We start from the raw sequence: 14,759 nt of genomic DNA on the forward strand, positions 1-14,759 counted from the left end.
ACGCGAGTTACGGTCCTGATCACGTGAAGTCCGGCTCTGATCACGCGGGTTTCCGGGGCCGGCCGCGGCGAGCCCAGGTTTTGGCCCTCGTCACACGGGGAACCTCCGGGTGGTTCGTCCGCGTTGTCAGGATGACCGCAACCGACGAGGGAGGGCCACCGTGCCTCTGATGAAGAAGCTGACCATGCTGGCCGGCGCCGCCGGGGCGGCCCGCGCGTACGCCAAGAAGAACCCCGAAAAGGTGAACCAGGCCGTCGGCAAGGCCGCGAAGTTCGTCGACGACAAGACCAAGGGCAAGTACCACCAGCAGATCGCCGGCGCGGTCCGCAAGGTCAACTCGGTGACCGGACAGCCGGGCCACCCGGGGACGGCCACCGGCCGGTAAGTCATCCGGCGGTCAGGACCTCCAGGAGTCCCTCGCCGTACTTGGCGAGCTTGTTCTCCCCGACGCCGCTGACCGTGCCCAGATCCGCCAGCGACGCCGGTCGTTGCGTGGCGATCTGGCGCAGGGTCGCGTCGTGGAAGACGACGTAGGCGGGCACGCCCTGTTCCTTCGCGACGCCGGCCCGCCAAGCCCGCAGGCGTTCGAACAGCGGGGCCGCCTCCGCGGGCATCTCCACCGCGGCGGCGGTCTTCCGCGCCGTACGGACCTTCGCGGCGGCCGCCCGCTCGGGTTCGCGGCGCAGCAGCACCTGGCGATCGCCGCCCAGCACCTCCGCGCTCGTCTCGGTGAGCACGAGCGAGCCGTAGTCGCCTTCGACGGCGAGCAGGCCCTGGGCGAGCAGCTGCCGCACCACCGCCCGCCACTCCGGCTCGCGCAGCTCGGTGCCGATGCCGAACGTCTTGAGCGTGTCGTGCTGGAACTGCGTGACCTTGGGCGTGGACTTGCCGAGCAGGATGTCGATGACCTGGCCGGCGCCGAACTTCTGGCGCCGCTCGTTGCGCAGCCGCACGACGGTCGACAGCAGTTTCTGCGCCGGGATCGTGCCGTCCCACTTCTCCGGCGGGTTCAGGCACGTGTCGCAGTTGCCGCAGGGGCCGGCCTGCTGCCCGAAGTAGTTGAGGATCTGCACGCGGCGGCACTCGACCGTCTCGCACAGCGCGAGCATCGCGTTCAGGTGCGCGCCCAGCCGCCGCCGGTGGGCCTCGTCACCCTCGGACGTGTCGATCATCTTGCGCTGCTGGACGACGTCCTGCAGCCCGTACGCGAGCCAGGCGGTCGACGGCAGGCCGTCACGCCCGGCGCGGCCGGTCTCCTGGTAGTAGCCCTCGACCGACTTCGGCAGGTCGAGGTGCGCGACGAACCGGACGTCCGGTTTGTCGATGCCCATCCCGAACGCGATCGTCGCGACCACGATCAGCCCGTCCTCGCGCAGGAACCGCGACTGGTGCTTCGCGCGGGTGCGCGCGTCGAGCCCCGCGTGGTAGGGCACCGCCGGAATCCCGTTCTGCACCAGGAACTCCGCGGTCTTCTCCACCGAGTTCCGGGACAGGCAGTAGACGATTCCCGCGTCACCGGCGTGCTCGGTGCGCAGCAGCTCCAGCAGCTGCCGCTGCGGCGAGTTCTTGCCGACGATCCGGTACTGGATGTTCGGCCGGTCGAAGCTCGCGACGAAGTGCCGCGCCTCGCCGAGGTTCAGCCGGGCGGCGATCTCCTGGTGCGTGGCCTCGGTCGCGGTGGCGGTCAGCGCGATCCGCGGCACGTCCGGCCACCGCTCGTGCAGCGCCGAGAGCCGGAGGTAGTCGGGCCGGAAGTCGTGGCCCCACTGGGCGACGCAGTGCGCTTCGTCGATCGCGAACAGCGAGATCTTGCCGCGGTCGAGCAGCCGCACGGTGGATTCGACCGAAAGCCGTTCCGGCGCCAGGTAGAGCAGGTCGAGCTCGCCGTTCAGGAACGCCGTCTCCACCTCCTGCCGCGCCGCGTAGTCCTGGGTGGAGTTGAGGAAACCGGCGCGGACACCGGCGTTGCGCAGCGCGTCGACCTGGTCCTGCATCAGCGCGATCAGCGGCGAGACCACCACGCCCACGCCGGGCCGCACGAGCGCGGGAATCTGGTAGCACAACGACTTCCCGCCGCCGGTGGGCATCAGCACGAGCGCGTCGCCGCCGGCGATCACGTGCTCGACGATCGCCGCCTGTTCGCCGCGGAAGCTGTCGTAGCCGAACACGCGCCGGAGGGTCTCCAGCGCGTCGGACGCGGGTGCGAGGTCGGTCTCTGCCACCCGCCCGACTATAGAGCGGGGGTCCGACAGTTCCGGTCCGCCCCGCCGCGGGGTGCGAGAATGGGCGGGTGCAGTACTGGCCGGTTCCCGATCTCTCCGCGTATTTCGCCGGTGTCTGGCGCCTCGACCGGGAAATCCGTACCGCGGACGGCGACCCGGCGGGCGAGGTGACCGGGACGGCCACCTTCACCGAGGCCGGCGGCGTCCTCGTCTACCACGAGGAGGGCCGGCTGCGGCTCGGCGGCCACACCGGACCGGTCACCCGGACCCTGCACTACCGCCCGGCAGGTCCCGGCCGGGCGTCGGTCCACTTCGACCACGGCGGTTTCTTCCACGACCTCGACCTGCGCGAAGGCCACTGGACGGCGGACCACCCCTGCCGAGCCGACCTTTACCGCGGCGAGTACCGCGTGACCGGCGCCGCGCGGTGGCGGCAGGAGTGGGCCATGCGCGGGCCGGCGAAGGACCACGTCATCGTCAGCCGGTTCACCCGCTAGTGTCACGCGTCGTTAATTGGTTTACGGCTGTGGGTTTGCGATGATGGGTCATGCCTTCGTCGGGTTTGGTGATCAGTTGCGAGGACCGGGCGGTGTTGGAGTCGTGGACACGGTCGCGGGCGATCCGGGCCAGTCATGTCGAGCGGGCCCGGATCGTGCTGGCGGTCGCGGACGGGCATGGAACGGCGGGCACGGCTCGGCTGTACGGGGTTTCTCGTCCGACGGTGATCAAGTGGCGTGACCGGTTCGCCGAGCGTGGCTTGGCGGGGTTGGATGACGAGCCTCGGCCCGGGCGACCGAAGACCGTGGACGATGCCGGGATCATCGCGGCCACCCTCGAGCCGCCGCCGGAGGCATTGGCGGTCACGCATTGGTCAAGCCGGCTTTTGGGCCGCCACCTGGGTGTCGGCGACGCGACCGTGGCCAGGGCGTGGCGCAGATATCACGTGCAGCCGTGGCGGCAGGAGACGTTCAAGTTCTCCACCGACCCGGAACTGGAAGCCAAGGTCCGGGACGTGGTCGGGCTGTACCTGAACCCGCCCGAGAAAGCGGTGGTGCTGTGCGTGGACGAGAAGTCCCAGATCCAGGCGCTCAACCGCACCGCGCCGATGCTGCCGCTGCGCCCGGGGCTGCCGGAGAAAGCCACCCACGACTACAAACGCAACGGGACCACGACCTTGTTCGCAGCACTGGAGACGGCGACGGGGAAAGTCACCGACCAGTGCTACGACCGCCACGGCAAAGCCGAGTTCCTCGACTTCCTCAAGAAGGTCGCCAAGGCCTACCCGCGCCGCGAACTACACGTCGTGCTGGACAACTACCACACCCACAAGCACGCCGACATCAAGAATTGGCTGGCCAGGAACCCGAGGATCACGCTGCACTTCACGCCCACCTCGGGCTCCTGGCTGAACCTGGTCGAAGTCTTCTTCGGCATCATCACCCGCCAGGCCATCCGCCGCGGATCCTTCGACAACGTCAAACAGCTCGTCACCGCGATCCGGGCCTTCATCAACGGCTGGAACGACCGCTGCCACCCGTTCACCTGGACCAAGACCGCCGACGAGATCCTGCCCCACGCCACCCGGCAACGAACTTCAGACGCGCGACACTAGACGATGCCGCCGTTCGCGCGCAGCACCTGGCCGTTCACCCAGCGCGCCGGGCCGGCGAGGAACGCGACCACCTCGGCGATGTCCTCCGGCTGCCCGAGCCGCTCGAGCGGCGGCTGCTTGGCCATCCGGGCGATGGTCTCCTCGTCCTTGCCGTCGAGGAACAGCGCGGTCGCGGTCGGGCCGGGCGCGACCGTGTTCACGGTGATGTCGCGGCCGCGCAGCTCGCGGGCCAGGATCATGGTGATCGCTTCGACCGCGCCCTTCGTCGCGTTGTAGACGCCGTAGCCGGGCAGGTTCAGCCCGAGCACCGACGTCGAGGTGGTGATCACCGCGCCGCCGTCGCGCACCCGCCGCGCGGCCTGCTGGGCCACCGCGAACGTGCCGCGGATGTTGGTGCGGTGCACGCGGTCGAGGACGTCGAAGTCGGTGTCGGCGATCGGGGTCGGCGGGTTCATCACGCCGGCCAGGTGGGCGACGACGTCCACGCCGCCGTACGTGCGTTCCGCGGTGTCGAACAGCTCCGCGACCGCGGCCGGGTCGGCCACGTCGGCGCGGACCGCGATCGCCCGGCCACCGCGCGCGCCGATGGCCTCGACGGTGGCCGTGGCCTCCTTCTCGTTGCCCGCGTAGTTGACGACGACCGCCATGCCGTCGGCGGCCAGGCGCTCGGCGACCTGGCGGCCGATGCCGCGGGAGCCGCCGGTGACGATCGCGACGCGGGACTCGGTGGGGGTGCTCATCGGTTCCTTCTTTCCGGTCCGGGCGGCATCGGTGGCCGCCGGTTCACTCGAGCTGTTATCAACGATACCACAATGCTGATAGCGCTGCTAGCTACGCTGTGTCATCACCGTTACCTTCCCCGTGCGGGGCGCGGGCATCCGGCCGTATCGGCGCCGCCGGACGGCCGAATCCCGAGGTCGGGAGTCCCGTGCCCGTTTTCGGGCGAGGTAATCAGGGAACACCGGACGCACGGGGGCTTGACATTCCTTGAAGGAGTTTGAGCGATGCCCACATGGCTGATCGTCTTGATCGTCGTCGTGGCCGTCGCGGTGCTCGGCGCCGTGATCTGGCTGGTGACGCAAGAAATGCAACGAAAACGACTGCAGCAGCGGTTCGGTCCCGAGTACGACCGCACGGTCGCGGAGAAGGACAGCCCCCGGGCCGCGCAGCGAGAGCTCGCCGAGCGGGAACGCCGGCACAAGGAGCTCGACATCCGGCCGCTTTCGGCGTCGGCCCGCGAGCGCTACGCCCGGGAATGGGCGCAGGTACAGGAAAAGTTCGTCGACCAGCCGTCCGCCGCGGTCGCCGAGGCCGACCAGGTCCTGAACTCGCTGATGGCCGAACGCGGGTACCCGACCGAAGGCTACGAGCAGCAGGTGGCCGACCTTTCCGTGCGGCACGCCAAGACCCTCGAGAACTACCGGGCCGCGCACGCCACGCAGCAGAAGCGGGACGGAGCGTCCACTGAGGACCTGCGGGACGCGATGGTGCGCTACCGCACGGTGGTCGAGGACCTGCTGACCGACGGTGCCGACGACGACGAGCGGCACGACCACCACGACCGCCGGAACGGGCACGACCACAGCGGGCATGACCACAGCGGGCACGACCACGACCGGACCGAGCAGCGTGCGACCGATCGCCGCGACACCGGCCGTGACGACAGCAACCGCCACGAGACCGGCCGTCACGACACCGAACGTCACGAGACGGACCGTCACGAGACCGAGCGCCAGGCGTCCGCGAACCCGCGGACCGAGTGGAATGGAGGACGTTGACCATGACCGAGCACCTGACGCGGCACGACGCCGAGGACGACCGGGACCTGACGGGGCGTGAGGACGTGCACGAGACCGGCGGCTACTCCGGTGACAGCACCACCGATGTCCCCGGCCAGGACCGGGCCGACTTCCGCGAACCGGACACCGCCGACGACGACCAGAACCTGAGCACCGCCGACCTGGCTTCGGCCGGGCGGCACGACGCCGACGACACCACCACCTCCTACGGCTCGGGCGGGGACGTGGAGACGCCCGCCGAATCGGGCGGGGACGTGGAGGCACCTGCCGAATCCGGCGGCGACGTCGAGACGCCCGCCCGATCGGGTGGCGACGTGGAGACGCCCGCCGCGTCGGCCGACGAGGACGTCGAGACGCCGGAGCTGATCGACGAGGACAAGATCACCGGGTTCCGGGACCGCTGGCAGAACGTCCAGGTCGGCTTCGTCGACGACCCGAAGCAGGCGGTGCGGCAGGCCGACGAGCTCGTCGCCGCCGTGATCAGCGCGCTGGCCACCACCTTCGCCGAGCACAAGAGCGACCTGGAAGCCCAGTGGCAGCAGGGCGAACCGGCCACCGAGGAGCTGCGGATCGCGCTGCGCCGCTACCGCTCGTTCTTCGACCAGCTGCTGCCGCGGTAGCGGGCGCCGTTTGCCGGCGGGCATGATCGGGTAGCACTGCCGGGAAACGCGTCAGCAACGGGAGGCAGCCGGATGAACGTGGCCGATCTGCTCGTCGAGGGGTTCAGCCGGGTCCAGGGCACGGTGCACGCGGCGGTGGGGGGACTCACCGCCGCGCAGCTCGGGACCCGGCCGGACGACGAGGCCAACTCGATCGCCTGGCTGGTGTGGCACCTGAGCCGGGTCCAGGACGACCACGTCGCCGACGTGGCCGGGACGGAGCAGGTGTGGACCGGCCAGGACTGGCTCGCCCGGTTCGGCCTCCCGTTCCCGGCCGGTGACACCGGCTACGGCCACCGCCCGGCCGACGTCGAGGCGGTCCGCGTCGACGAACCGGACCTGCTCACCGGCTACTACGACGCCGTGCACGAGCAGACCGTCCGGTTCGTCACCGGCCTCGGCGAGCCGGACCTCGACCGGATCGTCGACGAGGCCTGGGACCCGCCGGTGTCGCTGGGCGTGCGCCTGATCAGCGTCCTCGACGACGACATCCAGCACGCCGGGCAGGCGATGTACGTCCGCGGCCTGCTGGAGCGTCAGTCTTCGTAGCCGTCCCCGCGGTGGTCGGCGAGGCGCTGCGGCCCGGGGCCGTCGGCGCCGAGCCGGTCGCCCGGGTTGGCGAGCCGGCACTTGGCCAGTGACATGCAGCCGCAGCCGACGCAGTCGTCCAGCTGGTCGCGCAGCTGTTCCAGCTGCCGGATCCGCGCGGTGAGGTCGTCCTGCCAGCAGCGGGAGATCCGGGCCCAGTCGGTGCGGGTGGGCGTGCGGTCGTCGGACAGCAGGCCGAGCACTTCCCGGATCTTCGACAGCGGCATGCCGACCCGCTGGGACATCCGGATGAACGTCACCCGCCGCAGCGTGTCCCGGCGGTAGCGCCGCTGGTTTCCCGCGGTGCGGCGGCTGCGGATGAGGCCTTCGTCTTCGTAGAACCGCAGGGCCGACGCGGGCACCCCGCTGCGCCGGGAGAGTTCGCCGACCGTCAGGTCGGGCAGTGTCCGGGTCGTGGCGTTCACCATGGTCGACACCCAACCACAGTGACACGCTTGACTTCAAGTGGACTTGAAGTCCCACTCTGGTGCGGAGAGCAGCAATGCCTACGTGTCAAGGAGGAAGTGTGTCGGAAGCGCCGATCCGGGTCGCGGTGATCGTGGGAAGTGTCCGGGAAGGACGGTTCGGGCCGGTGGTGGCGGACTGGCTCGCCGGCGTCGCGGAGGCGCACGGCGGCTTCGAAGTCGACGTCGTCGACCTCGCCGAACCCGATCTCCCGCTCGTGATGCCGACCTTCGGCGCCGCGCCGTCCGCGACGGTCGTCGCCGAAGTCGCGAAGGTGGCTCCGCGGCTCGAAGCCGCCGACGCCTTCGTCGTCGTCACCCCGGAGTACAACCACAGCTACCCCGCTTCGCTCAAGAACGCCATCGACTGGCACCGGCCCGAGTGGCGGGCCAAGCCGGTCGCTTTCGTGTCCTACGGCGGGATTTCGGGCGGGCTGCGCGCGGTCGAGCACCTGCGGGCGGTCTTCGCCGAGCTGCACGCGGTGACCATCCGCGAGACGGTCAGCTTCCACGGCGCCCAGGCGCGGTTTGGGGACGACGGCGTGCCGAACGACGCCGCGGCGGGCGTCGCGGCGAAGGCGATGCTCGACCAGCTGGGCTGGTGGGCCCGGTCGCTGACCGAGGCCCGCGCGGCGCGGCCCTACCCCGGCTGACGCTTTGGCGGCATGTCGACATCGGCGCTCACCCCTGGCACGTCTGGTACGGCAGCAGGATGTCCGGGCCGGCGACGGCGACGGTGCCGTTGGCCGCGTACCCGCCTTGGGCCGCCAGGGCCGCGAACGCGGTGCAGACCAGCTGGTTGATCCCGGCGCCGGTGATCGGCCGCAGCGGGAACGGGACGGTGATCGTCGTCGGCGGGCCGGGGGTCGAGGTGATCGCGCCGGAGCGGCGGGGGAGGGCCGTCGTGTAGCCGCCGGCCCGCTCGTCGGCGGACGGTCCGTCCATCAGCATCGTCAGCGCGGACTCGACGCCCGCCGCCCCGGCCGAGGGCCGCGCCACCGGGGTCACCCGGTCGTCGAGGACGAAGTAGAGGATCAGCTCGGTGCCGCGGCCCTCGCTCGCCGGGTCCCGCAGGGTCGGCGCCGGGCCCGCCGCCAGCACCGGCGTCGGCTTGATCCCGCACGCGCTCACCAGCAGCAGCGCCGCGAGGACGACGAGTTTCTTCACCAGGCCTCCCGGGGCAGGCGGAGCTCGAACCGGGCGCCGGTGCCGGTGTTGGCCGCGACGATGTCGCCGCCGTGCAGCCGCGCGTTCTCCCGCGCGATGGACAGCCCGAGGCCGCTGCCCTCGGACCGGGCGCGGGCGGAATCGGCCTTGGTGAAGCGGTCGAAAACCTTCGGCAGCACTTCGGCGGGGATCCCCGGACCGTGATCGGTGACGGTCAGCACGAGGTCACCGCGCTCCTTCCGCAGCGCCACCTCGACCGGCGGCGCGCCGTGCCGCAGCGCGTTGCCGACCAGGTTCGCCACGACGATGTCGAGCCGCCGCCGGTCGAGGTCCGCGGTGACCCCCGGCGGCAGGTCGGTGACCAGGTCCGGCCCGGGTTCCCAGCCCCGGGCGGCGAGGGTGTCGGTGATCGCCGCGGCGACGTCCAGCTCCTCCCGGCGCAGCTCCGCCCGCCCGGCGTCGAACCGCGAGATCTCGATCAGGTCCTGCACCAGCCGGGTCAGCCGCCGTGTCTCGGCCGACACCAGCCGCGCCGCGACCGCGGTGTCCGGCGGCAGCTGCTCCGCGTCCTCGTCGAGGACGTCGGTGACCGCGTTCATCGCCGCCAGCGGGGTCCGCAGCTCGTGGGAGACGTCGGCGACGAACCGCCGCGCGTCGGCCTCCATCGTGCGCAGGGTGCCCACCGTGCGCTCCAGCTCGGCGGCGGTGTGGTTGAACGTCGTGACCAGCTGCGCGAGCTCGTCGGACCCCTTGGCGCGCAGCCGCACGTCCAGCCGGCCGCGGCCGAGCTGGCTCGCCGCGGTGTTCAGCGCGCGCACCGGCCGCAGCACCTGCCGGGCCGCGAGCAGCGCGACCCCGACCGCGAGCGGCAGGACGAGCGCGGAGACCAGAAAGGTGTTGCGGGCCAGTTCGTCGATCGCTTCCTGCTGGTCGGTCAGCCGCGTCATCGCGTAGACCTCGAGGCCGCTCGGCCGGCCGCTGCCGGTCTGCACCGGGACACCGACGAAGAACAGCGGGAAGCCCTGGACGTCGATGCGCTGGAACTGGATGTTGGTGGTGGTGGCCACGGCGTGGCGCAGGTCGCCCGGCACGTCGTCGATCGACAGGCCCGAAGTCGAGTGCAGGTCCCGGTAGACGACGAGGGCGTTGCTGGACTCGAGTGCCGTCGCGAAAGCGTCGAGCGTGCCTTGCGAGGGTGGCAGCGACAACGTGGGCAGGTACGCGACGATCTGGTCGCGCAGCTTCAGCATCGTCTGGTCCTGGACGCCTTCCAGGATGGCCCGGCGCGCGAAGACGTAACTCACGCCCGCCGCGGTGGTGGCGCCGAGGATCATGATCACCGCGAAGGCGGCCACCAGCCGGGGCCGCAGCCCGGCGAGCCACGACCGGATCCGCGGTGCCGTCACGACCGGCCGAACCGGTAGCCGAACCCCCGGACCGTCTGCACGTGCTCCGGTTTCGCCGGCACGTCCTCGATCTTCGCGCGCAGCCGCTGCACGCAGGCGTCGACGAGCCGGGAGTCCCCGAGGTAGTCGTGGTCCCACACGGCGGAGAGGATCTGCTGGCGGCTGTACACCTGCCCGGGCGTGCGCGAGAGCTCCAGCAGCAGCTTCAGCTCGGTGGGGGTCAGCGACACCGGCGCGCCGCGCTTGGTCACCTCGAGCGCGGCCCGGTCGATCACCAGGTCGCCGTGCCGTTCTTCGGCCGCCGCCGGCCCGTCCGGCCGTTCGACGGCCGCCCGGCGCAGGACCGCCCGGATCCGCGCGTCCAGCACCCGCGGCTCGACCGGCTTGGCGACGTAGTCGTCCGCGCCCGCTTCGAGCCCGGCCACGACGTCGAAGTCGTCGCTGCGCGCGGTGAGCATGATGATCGGGACCGGGCCGGCCGCACGCATCCGGCGGCAGGTCTCGAAGCCGTCCATGCCGGGCAGCATCAGGTCGAGCACCACGAGGTCGGGCCGGTGCCGCACGAGCACCTCGATGCCGAGCTCGCCCGATTCCGCGGTGTGCACCACGTGCCCCTGCCTGCGCAGGGCCAGCTGCAGCCCCTCCCGCACCGCCGCGTCGTCCTCTACCACCAGTACCTCGGCCACGGCGCCATTATTCGGAAAAGCGCACGTCATGGCGACCCGGGCGGATCTTGTAGCGAAACCATGACATGGCGTTGACGGGATCCCGAAAAGCGCGTTCCAGACTCGGGGACATGGCAGTGATCCTCACCGACGCACCCTCCGCGACCCGCCCGCCCCGCCCCGCGCTCGTGACCCGGGCCGCGTCCCGCACGGCGGTCCTGGCGGCGGGCGCGGCCGGGTTCGCCCTCGCGTTCGTCGCGGCCTACCTGCTGTTCGTCCGCACGGAGGCGGGCCGCGGCGTCGAGAACGGCGTCGTTCGCAGTGCCCAGTCGGCCGGAACCACGGTGGACTGGGCGGCCCCGCTGCGGGAGGCCGACCTGGTGGTGGTGCTCGGCGGGGTGGCGGTCCTGATCGTGGCGATCGCCGTGGTGCGGCGGCGGCTGGCCCTCGGCGTGATGGCGCTGGTGCTGCTGGCCGCGCCGCTGGTGGTGGCGCAGCTGCTCAAGCTGTACGTCCTGGACCGCCCGAGCACCGGCGACCGCTTCGGCGTGGCGAGCCACAACAGCTTCCCGAGCGGGCACGTCAGCGCGGCGATGGCCGTGCTGGTGGCGCTCGCGATCGTCCTGCCCCGGCGGTTCCGGCTGACGGCCCTGGTGACGGGCGGCATGGGCGTCGCCTGGGTCTCGGCGGCCGCGGTGGCCTTGGGCTGGCACCGGTTGAGCGACACCGTCGGCGGCTGCTTGCTGGTCGCGGCGGTCACCTGCGCCGGGGCGGCGGTGGTGTCCGCCCGCCGCCCCGACGGTGACCGGGTGCCGCTGGTCCCGGTGCTGACCGGCTTCCTGGCCCCGCCGGCACTGGTGCTGGCCGGCTACGCGGTCCTGGCGACGGCGACGTCGGGCGCGGCCCAGTTCGTGGCGGCGCTGGTGCTGGCGGCGATGTCGTCGATGGCGGTGGTGCTGCTGCTGACGGGACCGTTGCGCCGGGTGGCGTTCGACCCGGCCGAGTCCCGGGTCCGCCGCCTCCGCCGCGCGTGACGCCCCTCCAACCACGCCAGATGCCCGCCTGATCACGCGAGCGGGCCAGTTTCGGGGGATTGGCCCGCGACAGCGGGGTGCCGCCGACCCTAGCGTCGGCGACATGGACCCGAGGCTCGCCGATGACCTGCACGCCCTGCCCGATCTCCTCGACGCCGCAAGCAAATTCGCGGCCGAGGCGCTCGCCGGGCTGGACCGCCGGGCGGCGGCCGTCCCGCCCCGCGCCGTGGAGCCGGCGCCCCTGCCGGCCGGCGGCGCGGGTGCGCGGGGTGCGCTGGACGAGTTCGCGCGGCGCTGGGAACCCGGCTTCGCCGCCGGTGCCGGCCCGCGGTACCTCGGCTTCGTGACCGGCGGTGCCACCCCGGCCTCCCTGGCCGGCGACTGGCTCACCGCCGCCTACGACCAGAATCCCGCCAGTGGCATGGACTCCTCGGCGCAGGACCTGGAACGCGAGACCGTCGGCTGGCTGGCCGAGCTGTTCGGGCTGGGCACGGAGTTCTCCGGGGCGTTCGTCACCGGCGCCACGATGTCCACGGTCACCGGTCTGGCCATCGCCCGCGAATGGCTCGGCGAACGGGCCGGGGTGGTCGTCTCCACCGAAGGCGCCGCGGCGCTCGGTCCCGTCACCGTGCTGTCCGGTTCGCCGCACTCGAGCGTGCTGAAGGCGTTGTCGTTCCTCGGGATGGGCCGTTCCGCCCTGCGGAAGGTGCCGGTGCTCCCAGGCCGCGAAGCCGTCGACGTCGCGAAGCTCGCCGAAGCGCTCGAGACGCTCGACGGCCCCGCCGTCGTCGTCGCGAACGCGGGGACGGTCAACACCGTCGACTTCGACGACCTGCGGGCGATCGCCGCCCTCAAGCAGCGGTACGGCTTCTGGCTGCACGTCGACGCCGCGTTCGGCGGGTTCGCCGCGCTGGTCCCGGAACACGCGGCGCTCACCGCCGGCCTCGACCAGGCCGATTCGGTGGTCGTCGACCTGCACAAGTGGCTCAACGTGCCCTACGACTCGGCCGTCCAGTTCACCCGCCGCCGCGACCTGCAGCTGCGCGTGTTCAGCAACAACGCGGCCTACCTCGGCGAGATCGGCGAGAACCCGGACTTCCTGCACCTGACACCGGAGAACTCCCGCCGGCTGCGGGCGCTCCCGGCTTGGTTCTCGCTCGTGGCGTACGGCCGCGCCGGCCACCGCGAGATCGTCGAGCGCTGCGTAGCGCTGGCCCGCGACCTGGGCGCGCGGATCGACGGCTCGCCGCACTGGCACCTCCTGGCGCCGGTGCGGCTCAACGTCGTCTGCTTCACCCCGGCCGGCGAGGTCACGCAGGACCGGATCGACACGCTCGTGCGCGACATCGCCGAAGACGGGACGACGTTCCTCACCCCGACGGTGTACGACGGCCGCCCGGCGTTGCGCGCCGCGTTCAGCAACTGGCGGACGACCGGGACCGACGTCGACCGGGTCTTCGCCGTGCTGGAGCGCCTGGCCGCCGGCTCGTCATGACCGCGTCCCGGACGGCTTTTCTAGCTGCGGTCCGACTTCGGCATCAGGTACTTCCACGGCGACGCGCCGGTGCCCAGTTCGCACGGCACGTGCACCAGCGCCGGCCGGCCCGCGGCGAACGCCTTGTCCAGCGCGCCGCGCAGGTCGTCCGGGGTGCGCGCGGTCAGGCCGAGCGCACCGAACGTTTCGGCGAGCCGGGCGAAGTCCGGGTTGTGCAGCCGCCCGCCGAGCGCGCGGCCGTCGAACAGCCGCTCCTGGTCCAGGTGGACGTTGCCGTAGTAGCCGTTGTCGAACACCACCGCGACCACGTTGAGTCCGTATTGGACGGCGGTGGCGAGTTCCTGCGCGGCGAACATGAAGCCGCCGTCCCCGGCCACCGAAACCACCGGACGGCCGGGGAAGGCCGCCTGCACGCCCAGCGCCGTGGGGTAGCCGAAGCCGAGCGTGCCCTGGTGACCGCAGGTGACGAACGTGCGCGGGGCGTAGACCTCGAACCCGAAGTAGGACGCGAAGCCGACCTGGCAGATCTCCTCGACGAAGAAGCCGTCGCGCGGGAGCACGTCCCGGATCGCCCGGAGGTACTCCAGCTCCGGCCCGACGTCGGTGACGCGCTCGGCGACGGCGGCTTTCAGCGCGGTGAACTCCGCCGTCCGGTCCGTCCGTTGTGGACCGGCGGCGGCGGTGAGCGCGGCCGTCGAGTCGGCGGCGTCGGCGATGATCGCGACGTCCGCTTCGAGCCGGGTCGCCTGCCGCGGGTCGATGTCGAGCAGGATCGTCTTCAGGCCGGCCGGCTTGTCCGGCCAGCGGAACCAGGAGAGCTCCATCCGTGACCCGATGCCGATCACGACGTCGGTCTCGGGCCACCGTTCGAAGCCCGAGACGCAGGTGAAGCCGAGCGGGTGGTCGTCGCCCACGATGCCGCGCCCGCCGCGGAACGGCACCACCGGCGCCTGCAGCCGCTCCGCCAGCGCCCGGACCTCGGCGGCGGCGTGCCGGGCGCCACCGCCCACCATGATCATCGGGTGCTTCGCCGATTCCAGGAGGTCCGCGGCCTTCTCGATGCCGGCCGGGTCGACGGCCGGGCGGGGCAGCGGCAGCGGGCCGGTGACGCCGGCCGGGGCACGCAGTCCCAGCACGTCCCACGGCACCGCCAGCGAGACCGGCCGGGGCCGCCCGCCGGCCGATTCCCGGAACGCCGTCGCCAGTGCGTCCGGCACCTCCACCGGGTGCTCGACCAGCGCCGACCACTTGGTGATCGAGCGCAGGGTCGCCAGCTGGTCGGGCATTTCGTGCAGGTGCCCGAGCCCGCGGCCGAGGTACGCGCGCGGGATCTCACCGGTGAGGCACACCACCGGTGCGCTCGCCCCGTGCGCCGAGAGCAACGCGGCCGACGCGTTGAGGACCCCGGGGCCGGGGACGACGGTGCAGACCCCGGTGCGGCCGGTCGCCTGCGCGTACCCGAACGCCATGTAGGCGACGGTCTGCTCGTGCCGGGCGCCGATCACGCGGATGTCGCCGCCGGTGCGGGCGAGGCTGTCGAACAGGTCGTAGGTCTGCACGCCGGGCAGGCCGAAGACGGTGTCGACGCCGTGGGCCTGCAGCCCGCCGACGATCAGGTCGGCCGCGGTCGGGAGTACCGGGGACATCG

General features: G+C 72.0%; 16 protein-coding genes. 9 read left to right on the forward strand and 7 right to left on the reverse strand.

The genetic code is table 11. From position 1 onward, the window contains the following. Positions 1–160: 160 nt before the first annotated feature. The gene (locus QRY02_RS04695) at positions 161–385 is read left to right on the forward strand and encodes an antitoxin (RefSeq protein WP_285990257.1); all 225 of its coding nucleotides are present in this window, start codon (positions 161–163) and stop codon (positions 383–385) included. Position 386: 1 nt separating this feature from the next. On the opposite strand, the gene recQ is transcribed toward QRY02_RS04695, so the two are convergent. Then, positions 387–2,222, reverse strand: a complete 1,836-nt coding sequence (gene recQ / locus QRY02_RS04700) for a DNA helicase RecQ (RefSeq protein ID WP_285990258.1) — start codon at positions 2,220–2,222, stop codon at positions 387–389. A 68-nt stretch (positions 2,223–2,290) separates the two neighbouring features. On the opposite strand from recQ, the gene QRY02_RS04705 reads away from it, so the two are divergent. Both QRY02_RS04705 and QRY02_RS04710 read left to right on the forward strand, forming a co-directional pair. Next, positions 2,291–2,719, forward strand: coding sequence for a DUF6314 family protein (locus QRY02_RS04705; RefSeq protein WP_285990259.1), 429 nt, complete (start codon positions 2,291–2,293; stop codon positions 2,717–2,719). Positions 2,720–2,769: 50 nt separating this feature from the next. Further along, complete coding sequence (locus tag QRY02_RS04710; RefSeq protein ID WP_285990260.1) at positions 2,770–3,834, forward strand: IS630 family transposase; 1,065 nt, start codon at positions 2,770–2,772, stop codon at positions 3,832–3,834. Here the strand turns inward: QRY02_RS04710 and QRY02_RS04715 are convergent. Continuing rightward, positions 3,831–4,574 carry an SDR family oxidoreductase gene (locus QRY02_RS04715; protein WP_285990261.1) on the reverse strand — a complete coding sequence of 248 codons (744 nt, stop codon included), beginning with the start codon at positions 4,572–4,574 and terminating at the stop codon, positions 3,831–3,833. The genes QRY02_RS04710 and QRY02_RS04715 overlap by 4 nt on opposite strands. A 264-nt stretch (positions 4,575–4,838) precedes the next feature. On the opposite strand from QRY02_RS04715, the gene QRY02_RS04720 reads away from it, so the two are divergent. The 3 genes from QRY02_RS04720 (at position 4,839) to QRY02_RS04730 (ending at position 6,841) form a co-directional block, all read left to right on the forward strand. Then, positions 4,839–5,612, forward strand: coding sequence for a hypothetical protein (locus QRY02_RS04720; protein WP_285990262.1), 774 nt, complete (start codon positions 4,839–4,841; stop codon positions 5,610–5,612). 2 nt (positions 5,613–5,614) lie between these two features. Then, a complete protein-coding gene (locus QRY02_RS04725) occupies positions 5,615–6,253 on the forward strand; it encodes a hypothetical protein (RefSeq protein ID WP_285990263.1) in 639 nt (212 codons plus the stop codon). Between the two features lie 72 nt (positions 6,254–6,325). Beyond that, on the forward strand, positions 6,326–6,841 hold the full coding sequence (locus QRY02_RS04730) for a mycothiol transferase (protein WP_285990264.1): 516 nt from the start codon (positions 6,326–6,328) through the stop codon (positions 6,839–6,841). Here the strand turns inward: QRY02_RS04730 and soxR are convergent. Then, positions 6,829–7,308 carry a redox-sensitive transcriptional activator SoxR gene (soxR, locus tag QRY02_RS04735; protein WP_285993764.1) on the reverse strand — a complete coding sequence of 160 codons (480 nt, stop codon included), beginning with the start codon at positions 7,306–7,308 and terminating at the stop codon, positions 6,829–6,831. The genes QRY02_RS04730 and soxR overlap by 13 nt on opposite strands. Before the next feature lie 98 nt (positions 7,309–7,406). Here soxR and QRY02_RS04740 point away from each other — a divergent pair, with 98 nt between their 5' ends. Next, positions 7,407–7,997: an NADPH-dependent FMN reductase gene (locus tag QRY02_RS04740; protein ID WP_285990265.1), complete on the forward strand. Its 591-nt coding sequence runs from the start codon at positions 7,407–7,409 to the stop codon at positions 7,995–7,997. Positions 7,998–8,025: 28 nt separating this feature from the next. Here QRY02_RS04740 and QRY02_RS04745 read toward each other — a convergent pair whose 3' ends face one another. The 3 genes from QRY02_RS04745 to QRY02_RS04755 are packed head-to-tail and all read right to left on the reverse strand — an operon-like array spanning position 8,026 to position 10,603. Then, positions 8,026–8,511: a hypothetical protein gene (locus tag QRY02_RS04745; RefSeq protein WP_285990266.1), complete on the reverse strand. Its 486-nt coding sequence runs from the start codon at positions 8,509–8,511 to the stop codon at positions 8,026–8,028. Beyond that, complete coding sequence (locus tag QRY02_RS04750) at positions 8,508–9,917, reverse strand: ATP-binding protein (protein WP_285990267.1); 1,410 nt, start codon at positions 9,915–9,917, stop codon at positions 8,508–8,510. Before QRY02_RS04750 ends, QRY02_RS04745 begins: the two co-directional genes overlap by 4 nt. Then, the gene (locus QRY02_RS04755; protein ID WP_285990268.1) at positions 9,914–10,603 is read right to left on the reverse strand and encodes a response regulator; all 690 of its coding nucleotides are present in this window, start codon (positions 10,601–10,603) and stop codon (positions 9,914–9,916) included. Before QRY02_RS04755 ends, QRY02_RS04750 begins: the two co-directional genes overlap by 4 nt. A 116-nt stretch (positions 10,604–10,719) precedes the next feature. Between QRY02_RS04755 and QRY02_RS04760 the strand changes: the two genes are divergently transcribed. Together QRY02_RS04760 and QRY02_RS04765 are read left to right on the forward strand one after the other, a co-directional pair. After that, a complete protein-coding gene (locus QRY02_RS04760; protein ID WP_285993765.1) occupies positions 10,720–11,616 on the forward strand; it encodes a phosphatase PAP2 family protein in 897 nt (298 codons plus the stop codon). 103 nt (positions 11,617–11,719) lie between these two features. Further along, a complete protein-coding gene (locus QRY02_RS04765) occupies positions 11,720–13,111 on the forward strand; it encodes a pyridoxal phosphate-dependent decarboxylase family protein (protein ID WP_285990269.1) in 1,392 nt (463 codons plus the stop codon). 20 nt (positions 13,112–13,131) lie between these two features. On the opposite strand, the gene QRY02_RS04770 is transcribed toward QRY02_RS04765, so the two are convergent. Then, positions 13,132–14,757, reverse strand: a complete 1,626-nt coding sequence (locus QRY02_RS04770) for a thiamine pyrophosphate-dependent enzyme (protein ID WP_285990270.1) — start codon at positions 14,755–14,757, stop codon at positions 13,132–13,134. Positions 14,758–14,759 lie beyond the last annotated feature (2 nt).

The organism is Amycolatopsis sp. DG1A-15b, from assembly GCF_030285645.1.
GTDB lineage: Bacteria > Actinomycetota > Actinomycetes > Mycobacteriales > Pseudonocardiaceae > Amycolatopsis.

Coding starts and splice junctions, on each gene's coding strand:
- QRY02_RS04710 (WP_285990260.1), top strand. CDS start 2,770: ATGCCTTCGTCGGGTTTGGTGATCAGTTGCGAGGACCGGGCGGTGTTG.
- QRY02_RS04715 (WP_285990261.1), bottom strand. CDS start 4,574: ATGAGCACCCCCACCGAGTCCCGCGTCGCGATCGTCACCGGCGGCTCC.
- QRY02_RS04720 (WP_285990262.1), top strand. CDS start 4,839: ATGCCCACATGGCTGATCGTCTTGATCGTCGTCGTGGCCGTCGCGGTG.
- QRY02_RS04725 (WP_285990263.1), top strand. CDS start 5,615: ATGACCGAGCACCTGACGCGGCACGACGCCGAGGACGACCGGGACCTG.
- QRY02_RS04730 (WP_285990264.1), top strand. CDS start 6,326: ATGAACGTGGCCGATCTGCTCGTCGAGGGGTTCAGCCGGGTCCAGGGC.
- soxR (WP_285993764.1), bottom strand. CDS start 7,308: ATGGTGAACGCCACGACCCGGACACTGCCCGACCTGACGGTCGGCGAA.
- QRY02_RS04765 (WP_285990269.1), top strand. CDS start 11,720: ATGGACCCGAGGCTCGCCGATGACCTGCACGCCCTGCCCGATCTCCTC.
- QRY02_RS04770 (WP_285990270.1), bottom strand. CDS start 14,757: ATGTCCCCGGTACTCCCGACCGCGGCCGACCTGATCGTCGGCGGGCTG.